Below are 22,697 nucleotides of genomic sequence, written 5' to 3'. Positions count from 1 at the left end.
CACTGCGCGTTTGAAAGACAGGCGACGACCAGATACATTCTGGAGGTCATTCTGTCTTCAAGGGTAACATCATGGACGTCGTTCTATTCCTTGCCTTCTTGACCACGACGCTGATGTTTGTGGCCGTCCCCGGACCGTCTGTTGCTTTTGCAACCGCGCAGGCCTTACGCAATGGCCCGCGCGCGGCCTATATCGCTGTTGCAGGTGATGCTTTGGGTACCATGGTCCATGTCGCTGTGGCGGTTGGTGGTTTGACCGTGTTGATCGCCCTGTCTGAAAAGGTTCTGCCGGTGCTTCAGATCGTTGGCGGTTGCTTTATCCTTTTCATGGCATGGCAAAGCTTTCGGCAGGCCACACACCCCAAAGATAACCCGCCGATGAAATCAGATGCTGGCACCTTCTGGGCCGGTTTCTTTGCTTGCGTCACAAATCCCAAAGCAATCGTCTTCTTTGTGGCGTTATTTCCTGCCTTCATCTCACCGCAGCACAACGTCCTGTTGCAAGGGGCCGTCTATGGTGCAGTATTCATCGTGCTGGACGCCATTTCGATCCTCGCCTACGCGTTGCTGACCCGCGCAGCAGTCAAGCGCGCCACATCGCGCTGGCTGAATGTCGATATCCTCAGCGGGCTTGGCCTGACAGGGGTTGGGATCGCAATGATCGTCAAGGGATACCGCGCGATTCCGTCAGACTGACGATCCGTTCAAAAGATTTTGTAGCCCTTCCCATTTCCACCCATCCGGTATCAACTCTGCGCAATAGAGAGGGAGACTGGTATGGAACGCATCGGCGTTATCGGACTGGGGCGCATGGGCAGCGCGATTGCCCGGCGGATGCAAGCGCAGGGGCATCCTGTCATTGGGTGGACCCGCAGCGGGCGGGCGGTTGATGGGATTGAAGCAGCCCCCGACCTTGCCGCGCTCGTCGCGCGAAGTGATACCCTCATCCTCAGCTTGCTCAACGATGATGCCGTTGCGAATGTTCTTGATGCCTGCCTTGCGCTCGATCTGAAAGGCAAGCAAATCATTGAGACCAGCACCGTCGTTCCCACTCTTCTGCAAGACCGGATTGATCGCTTCGAAGCGAATGGTGCCTCGGCCGTGGATGCCCCCATCTCTGGTGGTCCCGAGTTGGTCTTGACTGGCAACTGTGGTGTGTTCATCGGCGGCAGCGATGCTGCTGCTGCCCGCGCGCAATCCACAATTTCTGCGTTTTCCGGACGCATCTTTCATGTCGGCCCGTTGGGGACTGGCATCGTGATGAAGACAATCAATAACAGCATGATCCAATGCTATTTCAGCGGGCTGGACGATATGATGCCATTGGCCAAACGGGCGGGCCTGCCGCTGGAAACGGCGCTGCGCATCCTGTGCGGCGGACCCGCAGGCATGCCAATGATCGCTGACCGTATCCCGAAAATCCTGGGAGAGGACCCAACCACCGGATTCACGATTACAGCGGCGCATAAGGACAACGACGTCTTCCGACGCGTCGTGAAGGCCTATCGGCTAGAAGCACCAACACTTGATCACACATCCGCGCGCCAAAAGATCGCCCTGTCCGAAGGTCTGGGCGAAAACGATCCCGCCATCCTTGTCTCTGCCGCCTACAACCGCGGCTAGGGAATGCGGCTGTTTGCCCTTGTTGCACTGACCATGTGCGCCTTTGCGGCCAATTCGGTGCTGAACCGGATCGGCGTGGCCTTGCAAGGCATGGATCCGATGGATTTTGCAACGGTGCGCACCGGTGCAGGGGCTGCCATGTTGTGGGCCTTGGTTGCGATGCGCAAAGCACCGCGCCCCGCAATCATGTCCACCAAACGATTGGCAGGAGCCACCGCACTTGCCGTCTATATGGTCGGCTTTTCATGGGCCTACATCACGTTGGATGCGGGGCTTGGTGCACTCATCCTTTTTGGCGTGCTGCAAATCGTCGTCTTCGGCTGGGCCGTTCTGGAAGGGGGAACGATCCCCCTGCTGCGCTGGCTCGGAGCAGCCATCGCACTGACGGGCCTTTGTGTTTTGCTCTGGCCCAGCGGAACCACACTCGTGCCGATAGGTGGTGCGATATCAATGACAATTGCGGGGGCAGCTTGGGCGATCTATACCCTACTTGGACGGGCCGAGGCGGACCCGCTGGGGGCCACCGCAAGCAACTTTCTGTTGTGCTTTCCTCTGGTGGCCCTTGCAATGCTCTGGGCCGGGATCGGCCAAATGCCCTTACCCGGCGTGATCACCGCTATCATTGCCGGCGCGATTACATCGGGGCTTGGCTATGCGCTGTGGTATCGCGCCCTGCCCGCGTTGCCGACAACTGTCGCGGGGATTGCACAGCTGAGCGTTCCTGTGATCGCGGTGGCCGCTGGTGTTGCGTTCCTCGGCGAAGCTTTGACCCTGCGCCTGTTGATTGCGGGCGGTCTGGTGCTGGGCGGTATTGCGGTATCATTGACGGCGCGACGTTAGGTTTCTTTTGGCGGGGGGTTTTGCGAAACTCTTCTAATGCTAACTGTAACGAATGAAGTATCTTTGGGCGTCTCTTTTTGGCATCTTTGCTTCCAGTGCGGCAATCGCGCAGGAATGCGTTGTGATGCTGCACGGGCTGGCGCGGACAGAGATTTCATTTACACCATTGCAGCTGGTCCTGGAGGACGACGGTTATCTGGTGATCAATCGCGGCTATCCCTCCACGACCGCCAATATCCAGACATTGGTCGAAGAACATCTGGCCGAAGACGTCGCAGCCTGTGGTGACAGGCGTGTGAATTTCGTGACCCATTCGATGGGCGGTATCCTTGTCCGCGCATGGCTGACCAACAATCGCCCTGCACAGATGGGGCGCGTTGTGATGCTGGGGCCACCCAACGGCGGGTCCGAACTCGTTGATATTTTTGGTGATTTTGAGCCGTTTCAGTGGGTCAATGGACCAGCGGGGCTTCAGCTTGGGACACAAGAGGACAGCCTGCCAAATAGGTTGGATCTTTTGCCTTACGAGATTGGGATCATTGCTGGCGATCGTACATTGAACCCGTTCTATTCAACGCTGATCGACGGACCGGATGACGGGAAAGTATCGGTCGAATCGACACGGCTGGAAGGCATGCGCGACCATATGGTCCTGCCCGTGACACATACCTTTATGATGAACAATCCGCTTGTCATCGAAGAAGTGCGCGCATTTCTGCGCGACGGCTACTTTGATCGCAACCTCAGTCTGACAGATATCATTTTCGGGACGGACTGAACCGGATTAACCTCGAACGATCGGGTTAAGGCTTCATCACTTTGTTCACATGACCCATTTTGCGCCCTGGTTTGACCTCGGCCTTACCATAGAGATGCACCGCGACATCCGTTTTGGCCAATGCGGGCACACGGTCCATATCGTCGCCGATCAGATTTTCCATGACCACATCCGCGTGCCTTGATCCATCGCCCAAAGGCCACCCTGCGACCGCGCGGATATGCTGCTCAAACTGACAAATCGTACAGCCGTTTTGCGTCCAATGGCCCGAGTTGTGGACCCGCGGGGCGATCTCATTGACGATCAGGCCTTGAGGCGTGACAAACAGCTCCACCCCCATGACACCCACATAGTCGAGCGCATTCAGGATGCGTGCGGCGATCAGTACAGCATCGGTTCGTTGGCCGGGTGTCAGTTTTGCAGGCACCGTGGTCGTGCGCAGGATGCCTGCTTCATGCACGTTTTCGCCCGGATCGTAACACGCAACGGCCCCATCAGGCCCGCGCGCGCCAATCACAGACACCTCATGGCTGAAGTTGACGAAACCCTCAAGGATCGCTGGCGCACCTGCCATGTCATCCAACGCTTGCGCGGCATCGCCCGGCTGCATGATGCGCGCTTGCCCCTTCCCGTCATAACCCAAACGGCGGGTTTTCAGGATCGCGGGCGTGCCAATGCTGGCGATTGCCGCCGCAAGATCGTCCGCATTTGCAACATCCACGAAAGGCGCCGTTTGCAGGCCTAGGTCTTGCAAGAAGGTCTTTTCCGTCAAGCGATCCTGACTGGTCGCCAGCGCTTGTCGGCCCGGATGAATGGGGGCCAGCGTTTCCAAAAGATCGAGCGCGCTGGTGGGGATGTTTTCAAACTCATAGGTGATGACGTCGACGGATTTACCAAAGGCGGTCAATGCGGCCGCATCATGATAGCCTGCGGTCGTCACCCGGTGGGACACATCGCCCGCAGGCGCATTGGCACCCGGCTCAAAGATGTGGGTTTTCAGACCAAGACGGGCTGCGGCCACGGCCAGCATACGGCCCAGCTGACCGCCGCCAAGAATACCAACGGTTGCGCCAACAGGCAGCGGGTTACTCATCGACAGGTTCATCCGCAATTGATGCGCTCAGATCACTGCGCCATTGATCCAGTCGCGCGGCCAAATCAGGGTCTTGCAAGGCAAGGATCCCTGCGGCCATCAACCCGCCGTTCTTGGCCCCCGCCGCCCCGATGGCCATCGTGGCCACAGGATAGCCGCGCGGCATTTGCAGGATGGAATAAAGACTGTCGACACCAGACAGTGCGTTGGTCTGTACCGGGATGCCCACGACCGGCACACGGGTCTTGGATGCCATCATACCGGGCAAATGCGCAGCACCGCCAGCACCTGCAATGATCACCTGCAACCCACGATCAACCGCCGTCTTGCCATAATCCCACAACCGATCCGGTGTACGGTGGGCTGATACAATCTTGGTTTCATAGGCCACGCCCAGTTCATCCAGCACATCGGCGGCTTCACGCATCGTGGGCCAGTCCGACTGGCTGCCCATAATGATACCGACAAGGGGTTTGGTCATCGCGTCTTCCACCTTCACAAGGAAGCGGCACTATAGCTAAGGTAGGGCGCGCGGCAATGCCATCAGGCGATGATATCGGGCAAAATCCGGTCTTCGAGCTGCGCAATCTGATCTTTCAATGCAAGCTTTTGCTTTTTAAAGCGTTTGATCGTCAGCATGTCGGATGATCCACGGGCATGCAGCGCCTCAATTGCCTCATCCAGATCACGGTGTTCGCGGCGCAGCACCGCAAGCTTGACCCGCAAGACCTCAAGCTGTTCCATTTTTGCAGATGTGTTCATTGCGGGGCCATCCAGACGCTATTCTTCATCCCTATTCTACAATGGGTATGTGTTAAGAAGCTAATACTTCCTCTTGATCAAACCACCCTGCACCCCCATATTTTCCACAACGGTCGCCGGTTTCGGGGCCCACATCGACAGTCGCTTAAGCAAAGGACATGTCTTATGACAAAATTGGCTTTGGGAACGCATCCGTTCCTTTTGGGATTTGAACAGCTGGAACGGCTGGTCGAACGGACCGCGAAAAGCGGGAACGAAGGCTACCCGCCTTACAATATCGAACAAACCTCCGAGAATTCCTACCGGATCACGCTTGCCGTGGCAGGCTTTGCCGAGGATGAGCTGGCAATCACTGTCGAAGACAGCGCGCTGGTCATCCGGGGACGTCAGGCCGACGACAGCGAAGGCAGGGTTTTCTTGCATCGCGGGATCGCCGCACGTCAGTTTCAACGCTCATTTGTGCTGGCTGACGGTGTCGATGTTGGCGAGGCGATCATCGAAAATGGCCTGCTGCACGTGGACCTGACCCGCGCGGTGCCCGAACGGGTCGTGCAAACCATCAACATCAAAAAAGGATAAGGTATGGACACGAAATTTGATTTCGAAAAATTCGGACAAGGCATCGTCTACGTCAAACCTATCCTTGCCGCAGAACTGCCTACCGAGATGCGCGAAAAGGTCGGCGATCTGGAAGAGCTGTTTTCAGTGCACAATGCCGACGGCGAACAACTCGCACTCGTCGCCGACCGCAAATTGGCGTTTCACCTTGCGCGCGAAAACAACATGGAACCGGTGACGGTTCATTAAGAAGCGTAAGGTGGATCATGATCCACCTTACGCACACTCTTACGCTTTGATCAGGCCAAGGCTTTCCAGCTTCAATATCACCTGATGCGCACAGTTATCGACCGGCACGCTTTCAGTCTCTAGCCGAATCTCAGGGTTCTCTGGCACGTCATAAGGGTCCGAGATACCGGTGAACTCCTTGATCTTGCCTGCACGCGCCAGCTTATAAAGCCCCTTGCGGTCACGCCGCTCGCACTCTTCAATCGACGTGGCGACATGGACCTCGACAAAGGCACCAAACTGCTCGATCTCTTCGCGAACCGCGCGCCGTGTCGTCGCATAGGGCGCAATCGGCGCACAGATCGCGATGCCACCGTTTTTGGTGATCTCGGAGGCGACATAACCAATGCGGCGAATGTTGAGATCGCGATGCTCTTTGCTGAAGCCCAGCTCGGACGACAGGTTTTTGCGCACGATATCGCCGTCCAGCAACGTCACTGGGCGCCCGCCCATTTCCATCAGTTTGACCATCAGCGCATTAGCAACGGTGGATTTGCCCGACCCTGAGAAGCCGGTGAAGAATACGGTAAAGCCTTGCTGCGCCCGTGGTGGCCGCGTCTTGCGCAACTCTTCCACAACAGCCGGGAAAGAGAACCATTCAGGGATTTCCAGACCTTCGGCCAGACGACGACGCAATTCGGTGCCCGAGATGTTCAGGATCGTCACGTCATCCTTATCCGCAATCTCATCCGCAGGTTCATATTGGGCGCGGTCCTGCACATAGACCATGTGCTTAAAATCGACCATTTCGATGCCCATTTCACCCTGATGTTCGCGGAACAGGTCCTGCGCATCATAGGGCCCGTAGAAATCCTCACCCGCTGAATTCTTACCCGGCCCCGCATGATCACGACCTACGATGAAATGCGTGCAGCCGTGGTTCTTGCGGATCAGCCCGTGCCAGACAGCCTCGCGCGGTCCAGCCATACGCATGGCGAGGTTCAGCAAGGACATTGTCGTGGTCGCTGAAGGGTACTGATCCAGCACGGCCTCGTAGCAGCGCACGCGGGTAAAGTGATCGATGTCGCCCGGTTTGGTCATGCCCACGACCGGATGGATCAAGAGGTTCGCTTGCGCCTCTTTTGCGGCACGGAACGTCAGTTCCTGATGGGCGCGGTGCAACGGATTGCGCGTTTGGAAAGCGACAACCTTGCGCCAGCCCAGTTTGCGGAAATAGGCACGCAATTCGTTGGGTGTGTCGCGGCGACCCCGAAAATCATAGTGCACGGGCTGCTGGATGCCGGTGATCGGGCCGCCCAGATACACCGGGCCCGCATGGTTGTGCAGATAGTTGACCGCAGGGTGTGCGCTGTCGTCGGCCCCAAACACCTGTGCTGCCTCGTGGGATTTGTTGGGCACCCATTTGTCGGTCACGGTCATGGTTGCAAGGATCACGCCCTCTTGGTCGCGCAGGGCAATATCCTGGCCCAGTTCAACGGTTTTAGCAAAAGCCTCTGACACATCAAGGGTGATTGGCATTGGCCAAAGTGCACCGTCGGTCAGGCGCATCGTGTCCACGACGCTGTTGTAATCCGCCTCGGACAGGAACCCTTTCAGCGGATTGAAACCGCCATTCATCAGCAGTTCCAAATCACAAATCTGGCGCGGCGTCAGATCATGGCTTTGAAGCTCTGCGGCGTCCAGCTTCATCTTCTGTGCGCTCTCGTAAGAGACGAATAATTCCGGGATCGGGGCAAGGTCTTGGGACATTTTAAACTCACATCATAAAAATCATATTTCGCGCGGCATAGACCTTGCTTCTATGCGATGTCTAGAGGCCGCAGCGCAAAAAAACAGCAATCTGCACATCTGTGTCCTGTCACAGCGACATACCGCGCGGCCGGGCTAGATTTTCGGCACAATAGGGCCGTTTATCGGGTGTTTATTTCCAAAACCGGACCCGCCTCGCGAACCTTCGCATTCGTCCCGGCTTCATTCCACTGAAACAGCGTCAGGTGAGTCTTTTGCGGGTCTGTGCGCGAAGCATAAAGCATACCATCCAACCCCAGCGCACGCACCCGATCCGCCAGATCCCATGTCGGCGACATGCAACCCCTTGGCCCGCAGGCTTTGCCACTCAATCGCGCGGTGACGCGTGTCGATCCCAAGGGCCGCGGTTGCAGCATCATCGCGCAGATCAACGACCCGCGCATTGGTAACCCGCAAAGGAAAGATGCCGCGGCCAGGTGTCGCGTCATCGGTATAGCGCGCCGTTGCGACAACGCAGCCTTCGGGCGAGGCGGACAGATAAAGCGCACGCTGCCCCTCCCGATGCGACCGGCCTTCAGGCGCATGGGCAGGTGCCAGAATATCGGCAGCCTCGGTCAGGGCCTTCATACGGTAGTAGATGCCGTCCAGCGTCAGAACATACTGCTCTGGCATGGCCTACTCAGCCGCAACAGCCTGATCATCTTCCATCTCTGCGATGTATTTCTCGGCATCCAGTGCGGCCATACACCCCATCCCGGCCGAGGTGACGGCCTGCCGGTACACGTGGTCCGTCAGATCACCCGCGGCGAAAACACCGGGAATTTCGGTTTTGGTCGTGCCTGGCGTCACTTTGACATAGCCGCCGTTGTGGGTTTCCAACTGATCTTTGACCAGCTCAGTCGCCGGCGCATGGCCGATGGCGACAAAGACGCCCTTGGCCGGGATATCCGTAATTGCGCCGGTCTGCGTGTGCTTGACGCGCACACCTTCCACACCCAACGGTGTATCGGCCCCGTAAACTTCATCAACCTCATGAAACCAGAGTGTTTCGATCTTGGGGTTGTTAAAGAGCCTGTTCTGCAAAATCTTCTCGGCCCGCAGCTCATCACGGCGATGGACCAATGTGACCTTTGAGGCAAAGTTGGTCAGGAACAACGCCTCTTCCACAGCCGTGTTGCCACCGCCCACAACAACGATCTCTTGGCCGCGATAGAAGAACCCATCGCAGGTCGCACAAGCGCTGACGCCGAAGCCCTTGAACTTCTCTTCTGATGGCAGCCCCAACCATTTCGCCCGCGCACCTGTGCACAAGATCACAGCATCCGCCGTGTAAACCGCGCCGCTATCGCAAGTGGCCGTGAAAGGACGGTTTTGCAGATCAAGCTTTGTGACGATGTCGCCCACAATTTCGCAGCCCATCGCACGCGCATGTGCTTCCATCCGCACCATCAGATCGGGGCCCTGCACCTCGGTATCACCAGGCCAGTTTTCGACCTCGGTCGTTGTCGTCAATTGACCACCGGGTTCGATCCCCTGGATCAACACAGGTTCCAGCATCGCGCGCGCTGCATAGACGCCCGCAGTATAGCCCGCAGGACCAGACCCAATGATCAGTGCTTTGATATGTCGCGTCTCGGTCATGGCAGCCTCTTTTGATGTGTCGGTCCCGATATAGCGGCGCAGGCGGGATGATAAAAGACCAACAAGCCGCCAATTGAACACGATCTTTTGTTGCGATCACTTGAAATAATCTTGCGCGACCACCGGCATACGCGTAGTATTTGCAAAAATATCAGGGAATATCCGATGCCAGGGACGAAATTGGACGAAATTGACCGGATGATTCTGGCAGAGTTGCAGGCGGACGGACGTATGACCAACGTCGAACTGGCCAAGCGCGTGGGAATCTCTGCGCCACCTTGCCTGCGCCGGGTACGCACCTTGGAAGAACAAGGGTTCATTCAAGGCTACCACGCCGATGTCAATTCACGCGAATTGGGGTTCGAAGTGCAGGTCTTTGCCATGGTCGGTTTGGTCAGTCAGGCCGAGGTGGACCTAAGCGCATTCGAGGCCCGGTGCCAAGGCTGGCCGCTTGTGCGCGAATGTCACATGCTGAATGGTGAGGTCGATTTCATCCTCAAATGCGTGGCCCCTGATTTACGCACATTTCAACGGTTCTTGACCGAAGAACTGACAAGCGCAGAAAACGTCGCATCCGTAAAAACATCGCTGGTGATCCGGGGGGCCAAGGATGAACCGGGCGTTCCATTTGACGTGCTTGAGGCGCGGCTGGCGCAGGAAGCATAATAGACTGCGCAGCACATTTGTTAGGTTTTGGTGCGAAGGATCCGTTTGAAATTTATGCTTGCACATAAAGACAGCTGATTTCTTGCTCGGATGATCTGGATAGTATGGGCATCTACTGGCGAAGCGGACATGTCCTTCATTCTGGCCGTTTAGACTTATTCAGCTACCAATTGCTGCGTCGTTCCAGCGAATGCAGTCAAACATGCTATGACTTTACGACGCAATATACGCGCCATAATTTAGCCACGCCGCAAACTTATCGCCCTAAGCGATATCAACGCAGTCAACGTAAGGATCTCTGAGAATATGAAAACTCTTAAAGCAATGGCGGTGGCCTGCACCGCTCTCGTCCCGACGGCATCCCTAGCGGATTGGAGTGGCCTCTATTTGGGCGGCGGGCTCTCGAACGTGACATCAGGTGAGCTGTCAGCAACGCTCGCCACAGACTCTACCGGTTTAGATGTCGAACAACACGGCGCTGTAGGCCTATTCGTCGGGTATCAAGTCCAAAACGGCGATTTTGTATTTGGCGGTGAATATGCGATTTCGGCTGCTCCAAATGTTTCGTTCGAGGATGATCCTGAGGAATTCGCATTTGCTTACGGTGACCTCAAACTAAAGGCAGGTTACGCGTTCGATCAGCTGATGGGATATGGCGTTGTGGGCATTGCAACGATTGCTTTCGACAGCGGCGACGGCATTGAATACGCGGGTAGCGGCATTGGCTTTGGCATTGGTGCCGATTACGCCGTTTCGGACAGCTTTATCGTGGGTGCAGAGCTCTTTTCGCGCAGTACGACAGGTGATCTAGATGTAGGTGTTGCTTCGGGCGAGAGAGATCTGGACGCGACTTCGATATCATTTCGCGGGTCCTTCAAATTCTAAGACCGCGCGTTGTTGATCATGGGCCCCACAGCTATGTGCAGCCCTTTTTCCTGATCATATCAACAAAAGAAAAGGGCGCCCACTGCAGCGGACGCCCTTCCCTTCACATTGACCCAAAACCGTAGCGCGAACAGATGGCCTTGGGTCGGTGATGCTTATTCGCCGCCACCCAATTGGTGGACGTAGGCGGTAACGGCCTTGATTTCGGCCTCGGTCAGGCGTTCGCCCCATGGGGGCATTACACCAAAGCGGGCATAACGCACGGTCTCTTCCAGGCTTGCCAGATCACCACCGTAAAGCCAGATCGCATCTGTCAGGTTGGGTGCCCCCAGATCGCGGTTGCCCATGCCATTGTCGCCGTGACATGCAGCGCAATTGTCAAGGAACAAGCCTTCGCCTGGTGCCGCCAAAGCAGCGTCGTGCTCTTGGCCCGAGATCAGCCGGACATAGTGCACGACCTGATCAACTTCGTCGTTGGTGAAAATCTCGTCATAGGCGTTCATCTCAGAGTACCGGGCATCCCAATCCTCTTCGTTTCGAATGCCGTGGCGGATGGTGTATTCAATGTTCTCAAAATCACCGCCCCATAGCCAGTCGTCGTCCAGCAGGTTTGGATAACCGGTAAATCCGGCCGCACCTGACCCGTGGCACTGCGAACAGTTGTTGCGGAAGACCGCACCACCGGCAGAGTTCGCGTAGCGCAGTAGTTCTGGGTTTTCGTTCAGCACATTCAGATCAGCGGATGCCAGCTGTGCCGAAATTTCGGCATTGGCGTCCTCAAACCGGGCGATGTCTTGCGCAACTTCGCCGCGTGTTGAATACCCTAAGAACCCTGCTGTCGCATTGCTGACCATCGGCCAAGCGGGATAGGCAACAGAATACCCGATGCCCCAGATGATCGTCAGATAAAAGGACCACAGCCACCAGCGCGGTAGCGGGTTGTTCAGTTCCTTGATCCCGTCCCATGAGTGACCGGTTGTGTCGGTCCCTGTGACTTCATCAATGTCTTTTTGATCATTGCTGCTCATTTTTGCAGCTCCTCAGTTTCGGAAGAACCGGGGTGGTCCTCGTTACGGAACGGAATGGTGGCAGTCTCATTGTGCACATCACGGGCACCCGGACGCAGGGCCCACAGAATAGCCCCCACGAACAGCGTGAACATCGCCACAAGCATCCAGTTGTCTGCCAGTTCAGCAAGCAAAGAAGTGTTTTCCATGTGTCGTCCCTCCTAGCGGCTTGCGTCTGGGGTGAAGGTCGAGAAGTCGACCGTGGTGCCCAGCATTTGCAGATAGGCGATCAAGGCATCCATTTCGGAAACACCCGGTTCACCGTCAAAGTTGCGGATTTGCGCACCCGGATACCGTTCCAGTAGATCGTCATAGGCGTCGGTATCAGGGTCGGCTTGCGCCAAGGTGTCCGACGCGGCCAGTTCGACCATTTCTTCGGTGTATGGCACCCCGATGAAACTATGGGTTGCGACCAGATCGGCGTTATATTCTGCGTTCACCGGCGCATCGAGCAAGTAAGCATAGCCCGGCATGATCGATTCCGGCACCACAGAGCGAGGTGCTATCAAGTGATCAAGGTGCCATGCGTCAGAGTACTTGCCGCCAACACGGGCGAGGTCAGGCCCCGTCCGCTTGGACCCCCACTGGTGAGGGTGATCATACATGGATTCCGCGGCCAGTGAGTAGTGACCGTAGCGTTCAACCTCGTCCCGCATAGGGCGGATCATCTGGCTGTGGCATGTATAGCAACCTTCGCGGATGTAGACATCACGCCCTGCCAGTTCCAGCGGGGAATAGGGGCGCACCCCTTCTACCTCTTCGATGGTGTTCTCAAGATAGAAGAGAGGTGCGATTTCCACGATCCCGCCCACGCTGACCACCAAAAGGGAGGCCACAAGCAGCAACGTTGGACTGCGTTCGAGGAACGCGTGTTTTGCAAGGAAGCCTTTGGTAGGTCCGTCGCTTGGAGTTGTATCAGACATATCTCAGCCCTCCTTATTCTGCTGGAACGCCGACCGGTGCAGAGACTCTCGCCCCACCACGGATGGTCATGAAAATGTTCCAGGACATGATGATCGCACCGGTCAGGTAAAGGACCCCACCCAGCCCACGGACCACATACATTGGAAACTTAGCGGATACGGTGTCGGCAAAGCTGTTCACAAGGAACCCGTTTGCGTCGACTTCGCGCCACATCAGGCCTTCCATGATCCCGGTGACCCACATTGAGGCCGCATATAGGATGATGCCGATCGTGGCCAACCAGAAGTGCCAGTTGATCGCAGACATGGAATACATCTGCGCACGACCCCAAAGCTTTGGTGTGAGGAAGTAGAGTGCGGCAAATGTGATCATTCCGTTCCAGCCAAGTGCGCCAGAGTGTACGTGACCGATGGTCCAGTCTGTATAGTGTGACAGGCTGTTGACCGCACGGATCGACATCATTGGACCCTCAAATGTGGACATCCCGTAGAAGGCAAGGCTGATCACCATCATCCGAATGATCGGATCGGTACGCAGCTTGTCCCATGCGCCCTGCAGCGTCATCAGGCCGTTGATCATCCCACCCCAGCTTGGCATCCACAGGATGATCGAAAAGACCATGCCAAGGGTTGCTGCCCAGTCAGGCAAAGCTGTGTAGTGCAAGTGGTGTGGGCCTGCCCAGATATACAGGAAGATCAGCGCCCAGAAGTGAATGATCGACAGCTTGTAGGAAAACACCGGACGCCCGGCCTGCTTGGGCACGAAGTAGTACATCATGCCAAGGAAGCCCGCCGTCAGGAAGAAGCCTACAGCGTTGTGGCCATACCACCATTGTACCATCGCATCTTGCACGCCGCTGAAGACCTGAACGGACTTGCTGCCCCAGATGCTGACCGGGATGCTGATGTTATTGACGATATGCAGCATCGCGACAGTGACGATGAAGGCCAGCAAGAACCAGTTGGCCACATAAATGTGCTTTTCCTTGCGCTTAAACAGGGTTCCAAGGAACACCAGCAAGAACGCGACCCAAACGATGGTCAGCCAGATATCGACGTACCATTCAGGCTCTGCGTATTCTTTGGATTGTGTTGCTCCCAGCAAATAACCAGTAGCCGCCAGAACGATAAACAGGTTGTAGCCCCAGAAAACGAACCACGCCAGATTGCCGCCCCAAAGCCGTGCACCGCAGGTGCGCTGCACGATATAGAACGACGACATAATCAGAGCATTGCCCCCAAACGCAAAGATCACCGCACTTGTGTGCAGTGGGCGCAGACGTCCAAAGTTGCCGAACGGTTGGAGAACTTCAAAGTTCAGGACCGGAAACGCCAGCTGAAAGGCTATGACCACGCCAACCAACATGCCAACGACGCCCCAAAAACTGGTCGCGATGACACCGGCCCGGACCACGTCGTCCATATAGCCTGTCGGTGCTGCTGCCACCGGTGCATCCATGCTGCGCAACACGCGCACAAACATAAAGGCACCAACCGCCATGATAATCATGGCATGTACGATGTAGGAAACGTCGCGCCCCCAATTTGCAGCAATCGCAGCAAAGAGCGTAACACCCCCCAATGCGATCAACTTAATGTAGTTCCCCATAAGAGATCCCCTTCTTTGGCCGGATCATGAAACGGGTCCGACAGCTACTTGGTATTTTCGCTTATGGAATGTGGGCGCGGCAGGGTCTTTGATGTGGATCAATGGCGCACTTGATATGGATCAAGGCAGCCAACTTCGGACATCGGCAATGTGCTGATAAGGAGCGGTTTGCGCGAACAATCGCCCCCCTACGTTGAACCGATATGGGGAAGGCCGAACCAATGACTTACAAGATCATTGCGACGATTCTGACAGATACAGACCAGTCCACCGAAGGGCTGGATGCGGCTATTTCACTGGCCGATCGGATGGATGCCCATCTGGACATCTATGTCGTCACGATCAGCCATACCGAAACAAACAACTATTATATGGGCGCAGAGGCGCTCATGCTTGCCGAACAAACGCGGGACGCGATGGCCCAGCGCGAAAGGATCGAGGTTTGGCTCAAGGACCGCATGCATGGCGAAATGGTACGTTGGTCCACGCAGGCAGCCACGGTACAGGGCCCTGCCCTGACCGGCTATCTGGCCCGCAAATTGCGGTTTTCTGATCTGGTCGTTCTCCCTCGGCCTTATCAGGACAACCCGGAGGCGGCGACTTTGGTCGAGGCATGTCTTTTCACCGCCGAGCGTCCGGTTTTGATGATCCCCAAAGGCTGCAAAGCCCCCGATGTTGGCGGGCATGTGCTGATGGGATGGAACGACGGGGCCGAGGCATTGGCCGCCGCCCGCGCCGCTTTACCGTTGCTGGAACAGGCTGAGGTTGCAGATATCTGCATCATTGATCCGCCCTCCCACGCCCCTGACCGGTCTGATCCGGGTGGGGCGATGGCGCAATACCTGATGCGCCACGGCACGAAATCCGAAGTCGCCGTTCTGGCCAAAACAGAACCGCATGTGGGCGATATTCTGTTACGGCGCGCCAAGGAGGTTGGTGCGCAAATGATCGTCAGCGGTGCATATGGCCATTCGCGCCTGCGCGAAGCGGTCTTTGGTGGGGCAACACGCAGTCTGCTGGAAATGGCGGACGTGCCGATTTTGATGTCGCGGTGAGACTGGCAGCTTTGCGTGACATAGTTGCCGTTCGCGCTGGCGATGTGAATGTCCGCTCAGGCTTGCATGGGTTCAGCCTGTACATCACTATTAATCGGGAATAGTTGGAGAAAATCAATGAAAGTCATGGCTCTCACAATGTCAGCCTCCCTACTGGCCGGCCCCTTGTTTGCAGAGGTGCCGGCCCGTGAAGCTCTAGCAGGCGCTCTCGCTCGCGACCTTCCCGTTATCGTGGCGTCACGCAACAGCGTCGGAGACATAGATGTTGAAAGCGCAATAGATGTTGCCGCTCAGGGTGCCGATGAAATCATCGATATCGGTTCGATTACCAAGACCGTGACAGCGGTAGCAATTCTCTATCTCATCGAAAATCAAGGTCTAACGCTTGAAACAACCATGGCGGAGCTTCTGCCCGACGTTCCTCAGGACAAGGCACAGATCACGTTGCATCAGCTTTTGACGCATACGTCTGGTATCGTGGAGTCCACGGGCGACGACGGCGAAGCGCTCTCTCGCTCGGAATTTCTCGAACGCGTGTTTGATGCCCCGTTGGATGCCGCTCCTGGCACGCTCCATTCCTACTCGAATGCAGGCTACTCCGTTTTGGCGGCAATCATAGAAGTCCAGAGCGGTCAGGAGTATGAAGACTATCTGATTGACCGCGTCATTCCGGAAGGTTCCTCTGCCATTGGCTACGCACGAGCCTATGATGCCAAACGAGCGATTACGAGCGACAGAATGTGGCTGACAGGTTTTCAACGCCGTGGTTTGGCAGATGCTAGCTGGGGATCTTCTGAGCCGGGTTGGAATTTGATCGGCAATGGTGGCCTTGTGACGACGGCTGAAGGTTTTTTGGCATTCTGGGCCGCGTTCTTGAACGGCGACATCGTGGATGAGACGCTAGTAGCCGAAGCAACCACGCCGCATGTCGACGAGGGTTCCGGAGATACATTCTATGGGTACGGGATAGTCATTGAACCTCTCAATGACGGAACAGAAATGCTCTGGCACGATGGCGGCAATGACATTTTCTCTGCGGAGTGGCGTCACCTAACCGGATCAGACGTCACCTTCTTTTCAGCGGGACGTGGCGAAGCGGCTTTTGACGCGATGTCTATGATCCTGATCAGTGCTGAGAATTGAAGATAGTCTTGGTAGATCACCTATCTTGGAGATTAGAGTCACGAGAGCAGAGGTTCGCGCCCCGCGCAGCATCAGTCACTTCGGGCTCAAAGCAGCCGTTCTCGCTAAAACACATCCTCACCCGTCTCCGCCTTCAGCGCTTCCAAGTCCGGCACCCGAATGTCGCGGCGCTCATCAAAGGCGATCAGGCCTTCTTTCTTCAGCGCCGACATCTGGCGGCTGACCGTTTCAATTGTCAGACCCAGATAGTTCGCCATCGTTTCGCGGGTGATTGGCAGGGTGAAGGTCGCTGCTGCTGTCTCACCCGGCTTCAACGACGCCATGCGGGTGGCGATCATATGCAACAGTGACGCGATCTTTTCGCGCGCCGTTTTGCGACCCAGGACCAGCATCCATTCGCGCGCCGCATCCAGTTCATCAAGTGTCATTTCAAGCAAACGCTGACCAACATGCGGCGTGTCTTCGATCATGTTTTCAAATGGCTTACGGCGGAAGCAACACAGCATCACATCCGTCTCTGCAATCACATCGCAATCAATCGTATCGCGGTTTGGACGGCCCATGAAATCACCGGGAAGTAGAAGGCCAACCATTTGCACCCGCCCATCTGGCAGCGTGCGGGTCAGGCTGGACACGCCGGAGACAACTGAGCCTACAAATTCCAAAGGGTCACCCCCAAAGAATATCGTCTGCCCGGCGGAATAGGTCCGATAGTACTTGATTTCCTCAAGCTGATCTAACTCATCAGGCTCGCACTTTGAGCACACAGCGTTGTAGCGTATCGGGCAGTCCGCGCAGGAGCGCAGTTTTGGGACGGCGAGCGTCATGAAAAAATCCCCGGTCTGTCTGGCTGCTCACACTATGGCGCAGCATGGCTCATGTCGCCAAGGGGTAATTCTGACGCAGCATGGTGTCTAGCAGTGATGACAGTTTTTTCTTGACTCAAGCGGCGTTGCTGATCGCATACTCAAATCAAATGTAAGACAATTGACATCCGTGATCGTCGGAAGTCCGGCCTTTGCGGCCCAATAAGCCAGAACTGGCAATTTCTTTTGAAAATGGGAGGACGATTTATGAACCTAAGACCTGATCCAACATTTTATCCCACCGCGAAAATCGCGATGGAAGCACCGACCGAAACGGTTGCGTTCACCGTGATGCTCAGCCCTGATGGCAGCAAACCTGATGGCCTTGCCGTGGTTGATGTTGACCCAACCTCTGACACCTATGGCGAGATTGTGCATAGCCTGTTTATGCCGAACCTTGGCGATGAATTTCACCACTTTGGCTGGAATGCCTGTTCCTCGGCGCTGTCGCCCCTGACCGGCCACGCGTTCCTTGAGCGCCGCTACCTGATCATCCCCGGCATCCGTTCCAGCCGTATCTACATCATTGATGTCAAAGAGCCGTTGAAGGCGAAAATCCACAAGATCATCGAACCCGAAGAGCTGTTTGCGAAAACCGGCTATTCCCGTCCGCACACGATCCACTGCGGGCCCGAAGGCATTTATGTCTCTACCCTCGGTGGCGGCGGCAAGGATGGCACTGACGGCCCTCCGGGTATCTTCATCATGGATTGCGAAACCTTCGAAATTCTCGGTCGCTATGAAATGGACCGCGGCATTCAGGACAAACACTATGATTTCTGGTGGAATCTGCCCCGCGACTACATGATCAGTTCTGAGTGGGGACTGCCGCCACAGTTTGAAAACGGGATCGTGCCAGAAGATTTGTTGTCCAACAAATATGGCCACACGATCCACTTCTGGGACTTGCGCGCACGTAAGAATGTCCAAAGCATTGATCTGGGTGAGAACCACCAGATGGCTTTGGAAATCCGCCCTGCCCATGACCCGGCCAAGGAGTATGGCTTCTGCGGTGTCGTCGTCGATACCACAAACCTGCAAGGCGCGATCTTTACATGGTGGCGCAAAGAGGACGGCACGTTTGAGGCGAAGAAAACGATCACGATTGATCCCGTTCCTGCGGATGCAGACGACCTGCCGGAACTGCTGAAAGGCTTTGGTGCATGCCCGCCGCTGGTGACAGACATCGACCTCAGCCTTGATGACCGCTTCCTCTACGTGGCCTGCTGGGGCTTGGGCGAGATGCATCAGTACGATGTGTCAGACCCGATGAACCCGGTCTTGGCAGGTAAGGTCGAACTTGGCGGGATCGTCAAAAAGACCAAACACCCCAACGGCAAAGACTTTGGCTATGGCCCGCAGATGGTCGAGATCAGTCGCGACGGCAAACGCGTCTACTGGACCAACTCGCTCTACTCCACATGGGACGATCAGTTCTATCCCGGTGAACGGGGTGCAGCGATGGTTTGCGCCGATGTCGGCAAAGATGGTGGCCTGACGCTGAACAAGGATTTCTGGGTCGAGTTCCCCGAAGGATACCGCAGCCACCAGATCAGGCTTGAAGGTGGGGACTGCTCGACAGACAGTTTCTGCTACCCATCGGTCTGAACCTTGTTTGAAATGACAACGCAGGCGGCCCTTTGGTGGGCCGTCATCGCCTCGGGCCTTTATCATGGGCTCAATCCCGGAATGGGCTGGCCGCTGGCCGTATCCGCAGCCTTGATGGAGCGGAAAACATCCGCATTGCCAGGTGCCCTGTTGGCACTTGCTGGCGGGCATTTTCTGGCCATGTGCGCGATCCTGCTGCCGTTTTCACTGATGGTGACACTGGTTTACTGGGAAGGGCAGATCAGATTGGGCGCCGGGCTGCTTGTCATCGCACTTGGCATCTACCTTTTGATCAACCGCAAGCATCCACGTTTCCTGGTCCGCGTGCCGCCGTCCAAGCTTGCGTTGTGGTCATTCTTGGCTGCGATGGCACATGGCGCCGGGCTGATGCTGGTGCCGATTTTCCTTGGGATTTGTGCGCCTGAGAGCCTTGATGCCGGGCACCGTGCAGCCGAAGATCTTATGGCCAGCAACGTCGGCATGGCCTTCATTGTGGCTGCCGTTCACACTGCGGCGATGACCTTGGCAGGCGGTGCGTTGGCCGCGGGCATGTATTTCTGGCTTGGCCTGAAGTTCCTGTCGCGGACATGGTTCAATCTGGATGTCGTTTGGGCGCTCAGCCTGATCATCGTCGGCGGCATTGGCGTGATGACCGCCTCGCATACAACCGTGATTTAGCGCCCGACAATCGCCGCTAGCTCTGAGGCCGCAGCGCGCAGCGGGCCAAGATATTCAACCAGATCAGGAAGATGGCTGCGCTGTTCGGGGGCATGGATCGACAGGGTCGACAAAAGCCGCCCACGGTTGTCTAGGATCGGCACGGCAATCGCCGTCATACCGACCATGAATTCCTCATTGTCGGTGGAATACCCACGCTCGCGGGTGATTTCCAATTCCTTTTGCAGGGCAGCCGGGTCCGTGATGGTTTTGTCGGTCTGCCGCTCAAGGATGTAGTTCTTCAAAAACCGCTCAAGGTAGTCAAGGCGCAGCGTGGACAGATACATCTTCCCGCTTGCCGTACAGTGAAACGGCACCTGCGTGCCCACGGGCAGTTGGATGCGCAAAGGCCAATGGGTTTCAACCCGGTCAAGGTAGAACATACCCTCGCGTTCAGGGATGGCCAGATTGCAGGTCTCGCCCACCGCGACAGCCAGTGATTTCAACACGGCAAGGCGGACCGTTCGCACCCGTTCAGATGACAGCGTATTGATGGACAGCAACCGCATGCGCCGACCCGGACTATAGGACCGACCGTCAATATCGCGTTGCAAGAACCCTTCCGCCTCGGCTGTCGCAAAGAGGCGGTGAATGGTTGGCTTGGGCAGGCCCAAGGTTTCATTCACAACCGACGGTGTGACAGGAACCCCGACCTTCGCGACCTCCTCCAGCAGCAATAGCAGCCGAAGGTTGGTCGGGATTTGGCCGGAGCTCTCCTCATTTATGTCATCAGCCATCGCCACTACATTAACGTTCCGGCAGGATCATCAATGCAGTTTCAGGCACAAGCGCTACGAAGAACCACACGCTGATCAGTGCGATCAGGTAAGGGATGATGTAGCGCAGCAGACGGAAGTACGGCACGCCTGTCACACCGGAGGCCACATAGAGGTTGAGACCATAAGGCGGTGTCACAAAGCCGATGGATGCACCCACCAGGAACACAACCGCAAAGTGGATCGGATCAATACCGACCGACGCCGCGATTGGCGCGAGGATTGGTGCAAGGATGATTGTCACTGGCAGGGATTCAAGGATCATCCCTGTGACAAACACAATCGCCATTGATGTGAACAGCACCGCATAGTAGCCGCCCATCCCGGTCACGAACTCACCAATAAAGTCTTTGGCGCCCAGTGATGACATCACCTGCTGCATCGCAACAGACACCGCGATCAGCGGCACAAGAATGCCCGAGATCTGTGCAGAGCGCGATACAATCGACGGGATCTGTGGAACCGTGAAGCCTTCGACAACGAACATCGACCCATAGCTCTTCTGTTCGACAGGCAGATCAGACGAGCTGCCCATGATCTTGTTCAATGGGTAGGACACCAAGCCGATGAACACACAGAAACCAACGGTCACGCCCGCAGCCTCGGTTGGTGAGAAGCGACCGGTGTAGATGCCCCAAAGCACCAGACCGATGGCAAAGAAGCCTAACCATGCGCCGATGCCTGTTTTGATCATCCGCGAAATGGACAGACCAATCAGAACGCCCCAACCATTGATTGTGCAGACGATAAACGCCGCAGTCATCATACCCAGAACCATCAACGCGCCCGGGATGATACCCGCCACAAACAGGTCAGAGATCGGCAGGTTCAGCAAGAAGCCATAAACGATGAAGATGATCGAAGGCGGGATAATGATGCCCACCGTACCACCCGCAGCAGCCGTGGCCGCCGAAAAGCGTTCATCGTAGTTACCCTTCACCATTTCTGGGTGCAGCATCGAACCAATAGTCGCCGTTGTCGCCGAGTTGGAGCCCGAGATCGCAGCAAACAGACCACAAGCCGCGATGGATGCCATCGCCAGACCGCCACGTAGCCAACCCAGACATGAATAGGCGAAATCTGATAATCGTCGGGCAATCCCTGATTGGTTAATCAAGTCACCCGTCAGAATGAAGAGAGGCATCGCAAGCAAGGCAAAGCCTTTACTGAACACGTTGATCAGTTCGTTACCCGTGTTTGCCAAAGGCAGGTCAATCACAAAGCTGATGCCGATGACCCAGTAAAAGATGACCAGCAAGACAGGTGTGCCCAGCATGAAAAAGATCGTCACGCCCAATGAGATAAGTGTAATCCATGTACTATCTTCCATTAGACGTCACCTCCGATAACAGCTTGTTTGATGATCTGGTCACCGGACTTGTAGTTGTTCCAATCCTCAACCCAGTTACCGATCACACGGCCTGACATGAAGGTAAAGGCGATTGGCACAGTGATGTAGAACCACCACTTCATCACGTCATCAACACCATCAACCAATTGGAAGTTGTCAGCGGAGAGTGCAGTGAACCGCAGCGATGTCGTGATCGCGATCCAGCAGAAACCGAACCAGAGGGCGGCATCCAGTGTCAGCGTCGCCATTTGACCGGTAGGGGCCATTTTTGAGCGGAATTCACTAAAGCTCAGGTGCGTGCGCAACTTCACGTTATAGGAACAGGCGAACCACGCCATGACCATAAACAGAAAAGGTGGGATCGTTGTGGATCCAGACCATTGATTTGAAAACACAAACCGGTCGATCACGCCCCAGCAGATAATACCCGCAATAATAAGGTACATCACCACGGCCGTGGTGCGTTCTAAATGACGCTCCATGAACGGAAAGAACTTATAAAAGTAGTGCGCAGCAAGGCCGCCAACAAACGTAAAGACAAAACAGAATAGCCACATGCCATCCGCATCAAATGCTTGCCGCTTTTCCCACGAACTGCCCGAGAACAAGGCTGGGATAACAGCCACCGCTTCAGCGAGTATCGACATCTAGGTCTCCCCCCTAATGTGTCAGAATGCCGCTACTATGGAGCGGTCTTTTTGAGTTGAAAAGGGCCGACCGAACTCGCATCCGGCCGGCC

The 22,697-nt window shown here is 56.0% G+C and carries 26 protein-coding genes; 12 read left to right on the top strand and 14 right to left on the bottom strand.

Annotated features, from left to right (window positions below; all coding sequences use genetic code 11):
• Nucleotides 1-71 precede the first annotated feature (71 nt).
• The 4 genes from MWU60_RS06955 to MWU60_RS06940 all read left to right on the top strand — a co-directional run bounded on the left by MWU60_RS06955 (nt 72) and on the right by MWU60_RS06940 (nt 3,240).
• Nucleotides 72-695, top strand: coding sequence for a LysE family translocator (locus MWU60_RS06955; protein ID WP_247226523.1), 624 nt, complete (start codon nt 72-74; stop codon nt 693-695).
• Nucleotides 696-776: 81 nt separating this feature from the next.
• Nucleotides 777-1,622 (top strand): NAD(P)-dependent oxidoreductase, encoded by an 846-nt coding sequence (locus MWU60_RS06950; protein WP_247226522.1) that lies wholly within the window; start codon nt 777-779, stop codon nt 1,620-1,622.
• A 3-nt stretch (nt 1,623-1,625) separates the two neighbouring features.
• On the top strand, nt 1,626-2,462 hold the full coding sequence (locus MWU60_RS06945; RefSeq protein ID WP_247226521.1) for a DMT family transporter: 837 nt from the start codon (nt 1,626-1,628) through the stop codon (nt 2,460-2,462).
• 52 nt (nt 2,463-2,514) lie between these two features.
• Complete coding sequence (locus tag MWU60_RS06940) at nt 2,515-3,240, top strand: alpha/beta fold hydrolase (protein WP_247226520.1); 726 nt, start codon at nt 2,515-2,517, stop codon at nt 3,238-3,240.
• A gap of 25 nt (nt 3,241-3,265) precedes the next feature.
• Here the strand turns inward: MWU60_RS06940 and MWU60_RS06935 are convergent, their stop codons facing one another.
• The 3 genes from MWU60_RS06935 to MWU60_RS06925 all read right to left on the bottom strand — a co-directional run bounded on the left by MWU60_RS06935 (nt 3,266) and on the right by MWU60_RS06925 (nt 5,095).
• Nucleotides 3,266-4,333 carry a 5-(carboxyamino)imidazole ribonucleotide synthase gene (locus tag MWU60_RS06935; protein ID WP_247226519.1) on the bottom strand — a complete coding sequence of 356 codons (1,068 nt, stop codon included), beginning with the start codon at nt 4,331-4,333 and terminating at the stop codon, nt 3,266-3,268.
• Nucleotides 4,326-4,814, bottom strand: coding sequence for a 5-(carboxyamino)imidazole ribonucleotide mutase (gene purE, locus MWU60_RS06930; RefSeq protein ID WP_247226517.1), 489 nt, complete (start codon nt 4,812-4,814; stop codon nt 4,326-4,328). The genes MWU60_RS06935 and purE overlap by 8 nt, the downstream gene beginning before the upstream one ends.
• A gap of 62 nt (nt 4,815-4,876) precedes the next feature.
• Nucleotides 4,877-5,095: a DUF465 domain-containing protein gene (locus MWU60_RS06925; protein ID WP_247226514.1), complete on the bottom strand. Its 219-nt coding sequence runs from the start codon at nt 5,093-5,095 to the stop codon at nt 4,877-4,879.
• Nucleotides 5,096-5,260: 165 nt separating this feature from the next.
• Here MWU60_RS06925 and MWU60_RS06920 point away from each other — a divergent pair, with 165 nt between their 5' ends.
• Complete coding sequence (locus tag MWU60_RS06920) at nt 5,261-5,674, top strand: Hsp20 family protein (protein ID WP_247226513.1); 414 nt, start codon at nt 5,261-5,263, stop codon at nt 5,672-5,674.
• A 3-nt stretch (nt 5,675-5,677) separates the two neighbouring features.
• On the top strand, nt 5,678-5,902 hold the full coding sequence (locus MWU60_RS06915; protein ID WP_247226511.1) for a DUF1150 family protein: 225 nt from the start codon (nt 5,678-5,680) through the stop codon (nt 5,900-5,902).
• Nucleotides 5,903-5,941: 39 nt separating this feature from the next.
• Here MWU60_RS06915 and MWU60_RS06910 read toward each other — a convergent pair whose 3' ends face one another.
• The 3 genes from MWU60_RS06910 to trxB all read right to left on the bottom strand — a co-directional run bounded on the left by MWU60_RS06910 (nt 5,942) and on the right by trxB (nt 9,292).
• Nucleotides 5,942-7,651, bottom strand: a complete 1,710-nt coding sequence (locus tag MWU60_RS06910) for a bifunctional sulfate adenylyltransferase/adenylylsulfate kinase (protein WP_247226510.1) — start codon at nt 7,649-7,651, stop codon at nt 5,942-5,944.
• 222 nt (nt 7,652-7,873) lie between these two features.
• Nucleotides 7,874-8,323, bottom strand: a complete 450-nt coding sequence (locus tag MWU60_RS06905; RefSeq protein WP_247226509.1) for an RES domain-containing protein — start codon at nt 8,321-8,323, stop codon at nt 7,874-7,876.
• A 3-nt stretch (nt 8,324-8,326) separates the two neighbouring features.
• Complete coding sequence (gene trxB / locus MWU60_RS06900) at nt 8,327-9,292, bottom strand: thioredoxin-disulfide reductase (protein ID WP_247226508.1); 966 nt, start codon at nt 9,290-9,292, stop codon at nt 8,327-8,329.
• Between the two features lie 165 nt (nt 9,293-9,457).
• Here trxB and MWU60_RS06895 point away from each other — a divergent pair, with 165 nt between their 5' ends.
• Nucleotides 9,458-9,958 (top strand): Lrp/AsnC family transcriptional regulator, encoded by a 501-nt coding sequence (locus tag MWU60_RS06895; protein WP_247226507.1) that lies wholly within the window; start codon nt 9,458-9,460, stop codon nt 9,956-9,958.
• Nucleotides 9,959-10,264: 306 nt separating this feature from the next.
• The gene (locus tag MWU60_RS06890; protein WP_247226506.1) at nt 10,265-10,843 is read left to right on the top strand and encodes an outer membrane beta-barrel protein; all 579 of its coding nucleotides are present in this window, start codon (nt 10,265-10,267) and stop codon (nt 10,841-10,843) included.
• Nucleotides 10,844-10,998: 155 nt separating this feature from the next.
• Here the strand turns inward: MWU60_RS06890 and ccoP are convergent, their stop codons facing one another.
• From ccoP to ccoN, 4 genes are read right to left on the bottom strand one after another with little or no spacing between them, the layout of a single operon-like run.
• A complete protein-coding gene (ccoP, locus tag MWU60_RS06885) occupies nt 10,999-11,871 on the bottom strand; it encodes a cytochrome-c oxidase, cbb3-type subunit III (protein ID WP_247226504.1) in 873 nt (290 codons plus the stop codon).
• Nucleotides 11,868-12,059 carry a cbb3-type cytochrome c oxidase subunit 3 gene (locus MWU60_RS06880; RefSeq protein WP_247226502.1) on the bottom strand — a complete coding sequence of 64 codons (192 nt, stop codon included), beginning with the start codon at nt 12,057-12,059 and terminating at the stop codon, nt 11,868-11,870. The genes ccoP and MWU60_RS06880 overlap by 4 nt, the downstream gene beginning before the upstream one ends.
• Before the next feature lie 12 nt (nt 12,060-12,071).
• Nucleotides 12,072-12,833, bottom strand: coding sequence for a cytochrome-c oxidase, cbb3-type subunit II (gene ccoO, locus MWU60_RS06875; RefSeq protein ID WP_247226501.1), 762 nt, complete (start codon nt 12,831-12,833; stop codon nt 12,072-12,074).
• A gap of 13 nt (nt 12,834-12,846) precedes the next feature.
• Nucleotides 12,847-14,442: a cytochrome-c oxidase, cbb3-type subunit I gene (ccoN, locus tag MWU60_RS06870; protein ID WP_247226496.1), complete on the bottom strand. Its 1,596-nt coding sequence runs from the start codon at nt 14,440-14,442 to the stop codon at nt 12,847-12,849.
• A gap of 221 nt (nt 14,443-14,663) precedes the next feature.
• On the opposite strand from ccoN, the gene MWU60_RS06865 reads away from it, so the two are divergent.
• Nucleotides 14,664-15,497 carry a universal stress protein gene (locus tag MWU60_RS06865; protein WP_247226493.1) on the top strand — a complete coding sequence of 278 codons (834 nt, stop codon included), beginning with the start codon at nt 14,664-14,666 and terminating at the stop codon, nt 15,495-15,497.
• Nucleotides 15,498-15,614: 117 nt separating this feature from the next.
• Nucleotides 15,615-16,640, top strand: a complete 1,026-nt coding sequence (locus MWU60_RS06860; RefSeq protein WP_247226492.1) for a serine hydrolase domain-containing protein — start codon at nt 15,615-15,617, stop codon at nt 16,638-16,640.
• A gap of 104 nt (nt 16,641-16,744) precedes the next feature.
• Here MWU60_RS06860 and MWU60_RS06855 read toward each other — a convergent pair whose 3' ends face one another.
• Nucleotides 16,745-17,467, bottom strand: a complete 723-nt coding sequence (locus MWU60_RS06855) for a transcriptional regulator FnrL (protein ID WP_247226491.1) — start codon at nt 17,465-17,467, stop codon at nt 16,745-16,747.
• Between the two features lie 246 nt (nt 17,468-17,713).
• On the opposite strand from MWU60_RS06855, the gene MWU60_RS06850 reads away from it, so the two are divergent.
• Complete coding sequence (locus MWU60_RS06850; protein ID WP_247226490.1) at nt 17,714-19,114, top strand: selenium-binding family protein; 1,401 nt, start codon at nt 17,714-17,716, stop codon at nt 19,112-19,114.
• Between the two features lie 12 nt (nt 19,115-19,126).
• A complete protein-coding gene (locus MWU60_RS06845; protein WP_247226489.1) occupies nt 19,127-19,792 on the top strand; it encodes a hypothetical protein in 666 nt (221 codons plus the stop codon).
• Here the strand turns inward: MWU60_RS06845 and MWU60_RS06840 are convergent.
• Genes MWU60_RS06840 through MWU60_RS06830 form a run of 3 tightly spaced genes read right to left on the bottom strand, consistent with a single transcriptional unit; the run spans nt 19,789 to nt 22,605 of the window.
• A complete protein-coding gene (locus tag MWU60_RS06840; RefSeq protein WP_247226488.1) occupies nt 19,789-20,568 on the bottom strand; it encodes an IclR family transcriptional regulator in 780 nt (259 codons plus the stop codon). The genes MWU60_RS06845 and MWU60_RS06840 overlap by 4 nt on opposite strands.
• 10 nt (nt 20,569-20,578) lie before the next feature.
• On the bottom strand, nt 20,579-21,937 hold the full coding sequence (locus MWU60_RS06835; protein ID WP_247226487.1) for a TRAP transporter large permease: 1,359 nt from the start codon (nt 21,935-21,937) through the stop codon (nt 20,579-20,581).
• A complete protein-coding gene (locus tag MWU60_RS06830; RefSeq protein ID WP_247226485.1) occupies nt 21,937-22,605 on the bottom strand; it encodes a TRAP transporter small permease subunit in 669 nt (222 codons plus the stop codon). The genes MWU60_RS06835 and MWU60_RS06830 overlap by 1 nt, the downstream gene beginning before the upstream one ends.
• Nucleotides 22,606-22,697 lie beyond the last annotated feature (92 nt).

This window comes from Yoonia sp. F2084L, assembly GCF_023015625.1.
Classification (GTDB): domain Bacteria; phylum Pseudomonadota; class Alphaproteobacteria; order Rhodobacterales; family Rhodobacteraceae; genus Yoonia.
The sequence above is the reverse complement of the archived record's forward strand: the minus strand, read 5'-3'. Positions and strand labels throughout refer to the sequence as shown.

Coding starts and splice junctions, on each gene's coding strand:
- MWU60_RS06955 (WP_247226523.1), top strand. CDS start 72: ATGGACGTCGTTCTATTCCTTGCCTTCTTGACCACGACGCTGATGTTT.
- MWU60_RS06950 (WP_247226522.1), top strand. CDS start 777: ATGGAACGCATCGGCGTTATCGGACTGGGGCGCATGGGCAGCGCGATT.
- MWU60_RS06945 (WP_247226521.1), top strand. CDS start 1,626: ATGCGGCTGTTTGCCCTTGTTGCACTGACCATGTGCGCCTTTGCGGCC.
- MWU60_RS06940 (WP_247226520.1), top strand. CDS start 2,515: ATGAAGTATCTTTGGGCGTCTCTTTTTGGCATCTTTGCTTCCAGTGCG.
- MWU60_RS06935 (WP_247226519.1), bottom strand. CDS start 4,333: ATGAGTAACCCGCTGCCTGTTGGCGCAACCGTTGGTATTCTTGGCGGC.
- purE (WP_247226517.1), bottom strand. CDS start 4,814: ATGACCAAACCCCTTGTCGGTATCATTATGGGCAGCCAGTCGGACTGG.
- MWU60_RS06925 (WP_247226514.1), bottom strand. CDS start 5,095: ATGAACACATCTGCAAAAATGGAACAGCTTGAGGTCTTGCGGGTCAAG.
- MWU60_RS06920 (WP_247226513.1), top strand. CDS start 5,261: ATGACAAAATTGGCTTTGGGAACGCATCCGTTCCTTTTGGGATTTGAA.
- MWU60_RS06915 (WP_247226511.1), top strand. CDS start 5,678: ATGGACACGAAATTTGATTTCGAAAAATTCGGACAAGGCATCGTCTAC.
- MWU60_RS06910 (WP_247226510.1), bottom strand. CDS start 7,651: ATGTCCCAAGACCTTGCCCCGATCCCGGAATTATTCGTCTCTTACGAG.
- MWU60_RS06905 (WP_247226509.1), bottom strand. CDS start 8,323: ATGCCAGAGCAGTATGTTCTGACGCTGGACGGCATCTACTACCGTATG.
- trxB (WP_247226508.1), bottom strand. CDS start 9,292: ATGACCGAGACGCGACATATCAAAGCACTGATCATTGGGTCTGGTCCT.
- MWU60_RS06895 (WP_247226507.1), top strand. CDS start 9,458: ATGCCAGGGACGAAATTGGACGAAATTGACCGGATGATTCTGGCAGAG.
- MWU60_RS06890 (WP_247226506.1), top strand. CDS start 10,265: ATGAAAACTCTTAAAGCAATGGCGGTGGCCTGCACCGCTCTCGTCCCG.
- ccoP (WP_247226504.1), bottom strand. CDS start 11,871: ATGAGCAGCAATGATCAAAAAGACATTGATGAAGTCACAGGGACCGAC.
- MWU60_RS06880 (WP_247226502.1), bottom strand. CDS start 12,059: ATGGAAAACACTTCTTTGCTTGCTGAACTGGCAGACAACTGGATGCTT.
- ccoO (WP_247226501.1), bottom strand. CDS start 12,833: ATGTCTGATACAACTCCAAGCGACGGACCTACCAAAGGCTTCCTTGCA.
- ccoN (WP_247226496.1), bottom strand. CDS start 14,442: ATGGGGAACTACATTAAGTTGATCGCATTGGGGGGTGTTACGCTCTTT.
- MWU60_RS06865 (WP_247226493.1), top strand. CDS start 14,664: ATGACTTACAAGATCATTGCGACGATTCTGACAGATACAGACCAGTCC.
- MWU60_RS06860 (WP_247226492.1), top strand. CDS start 15,615: ATGAAAGTCATGGCTCTCACAATGTCAGCCTCCCTACTGGCCGGCCCC.
- MWU60_RS06855 (WP_247226491.1), bottom strand. CDS start 17,467: ATGACGCTCGCCGTCCCAAAACTGCGCTCCTGCGCGGACTGCCCGATA.
- MWU60_RS06850 (WP_247226490.1), top strand. CDS start 17,714: ATGAACCTAAGACCTGATCCAACATTTTATCCCACCGCGAAAATCGCG.
- MWU60_RS06845 (WP_247226489.1), top strand. CDS start 19,127: ATGACAACGCAGGCGGCCCTTTGGTGGGCCGTCATCGCCTCGGGCCTT.
- MWU60_RS06840 (WP_247226488.1), bottom strand. CDS start 20,568: ATGGCTGATGACATAAATGAGGAGAGCTCCGGCCAAATCCCGACCAAC.
- MWU60_RS06835 (WP_247226487.1), bottom strand. CDS start 21,937: ATGGAAGATAGTACATGGATTACACTTATCTCATTGGGCGTGACGATC.
- MWU60_RS06830 (WP_247226485.1), bottom strand. CDS start 22,605: ATGTCGATACTCGCTGAAGCGGTGGCTGTTATCCCAGCCTTGTTCTCG.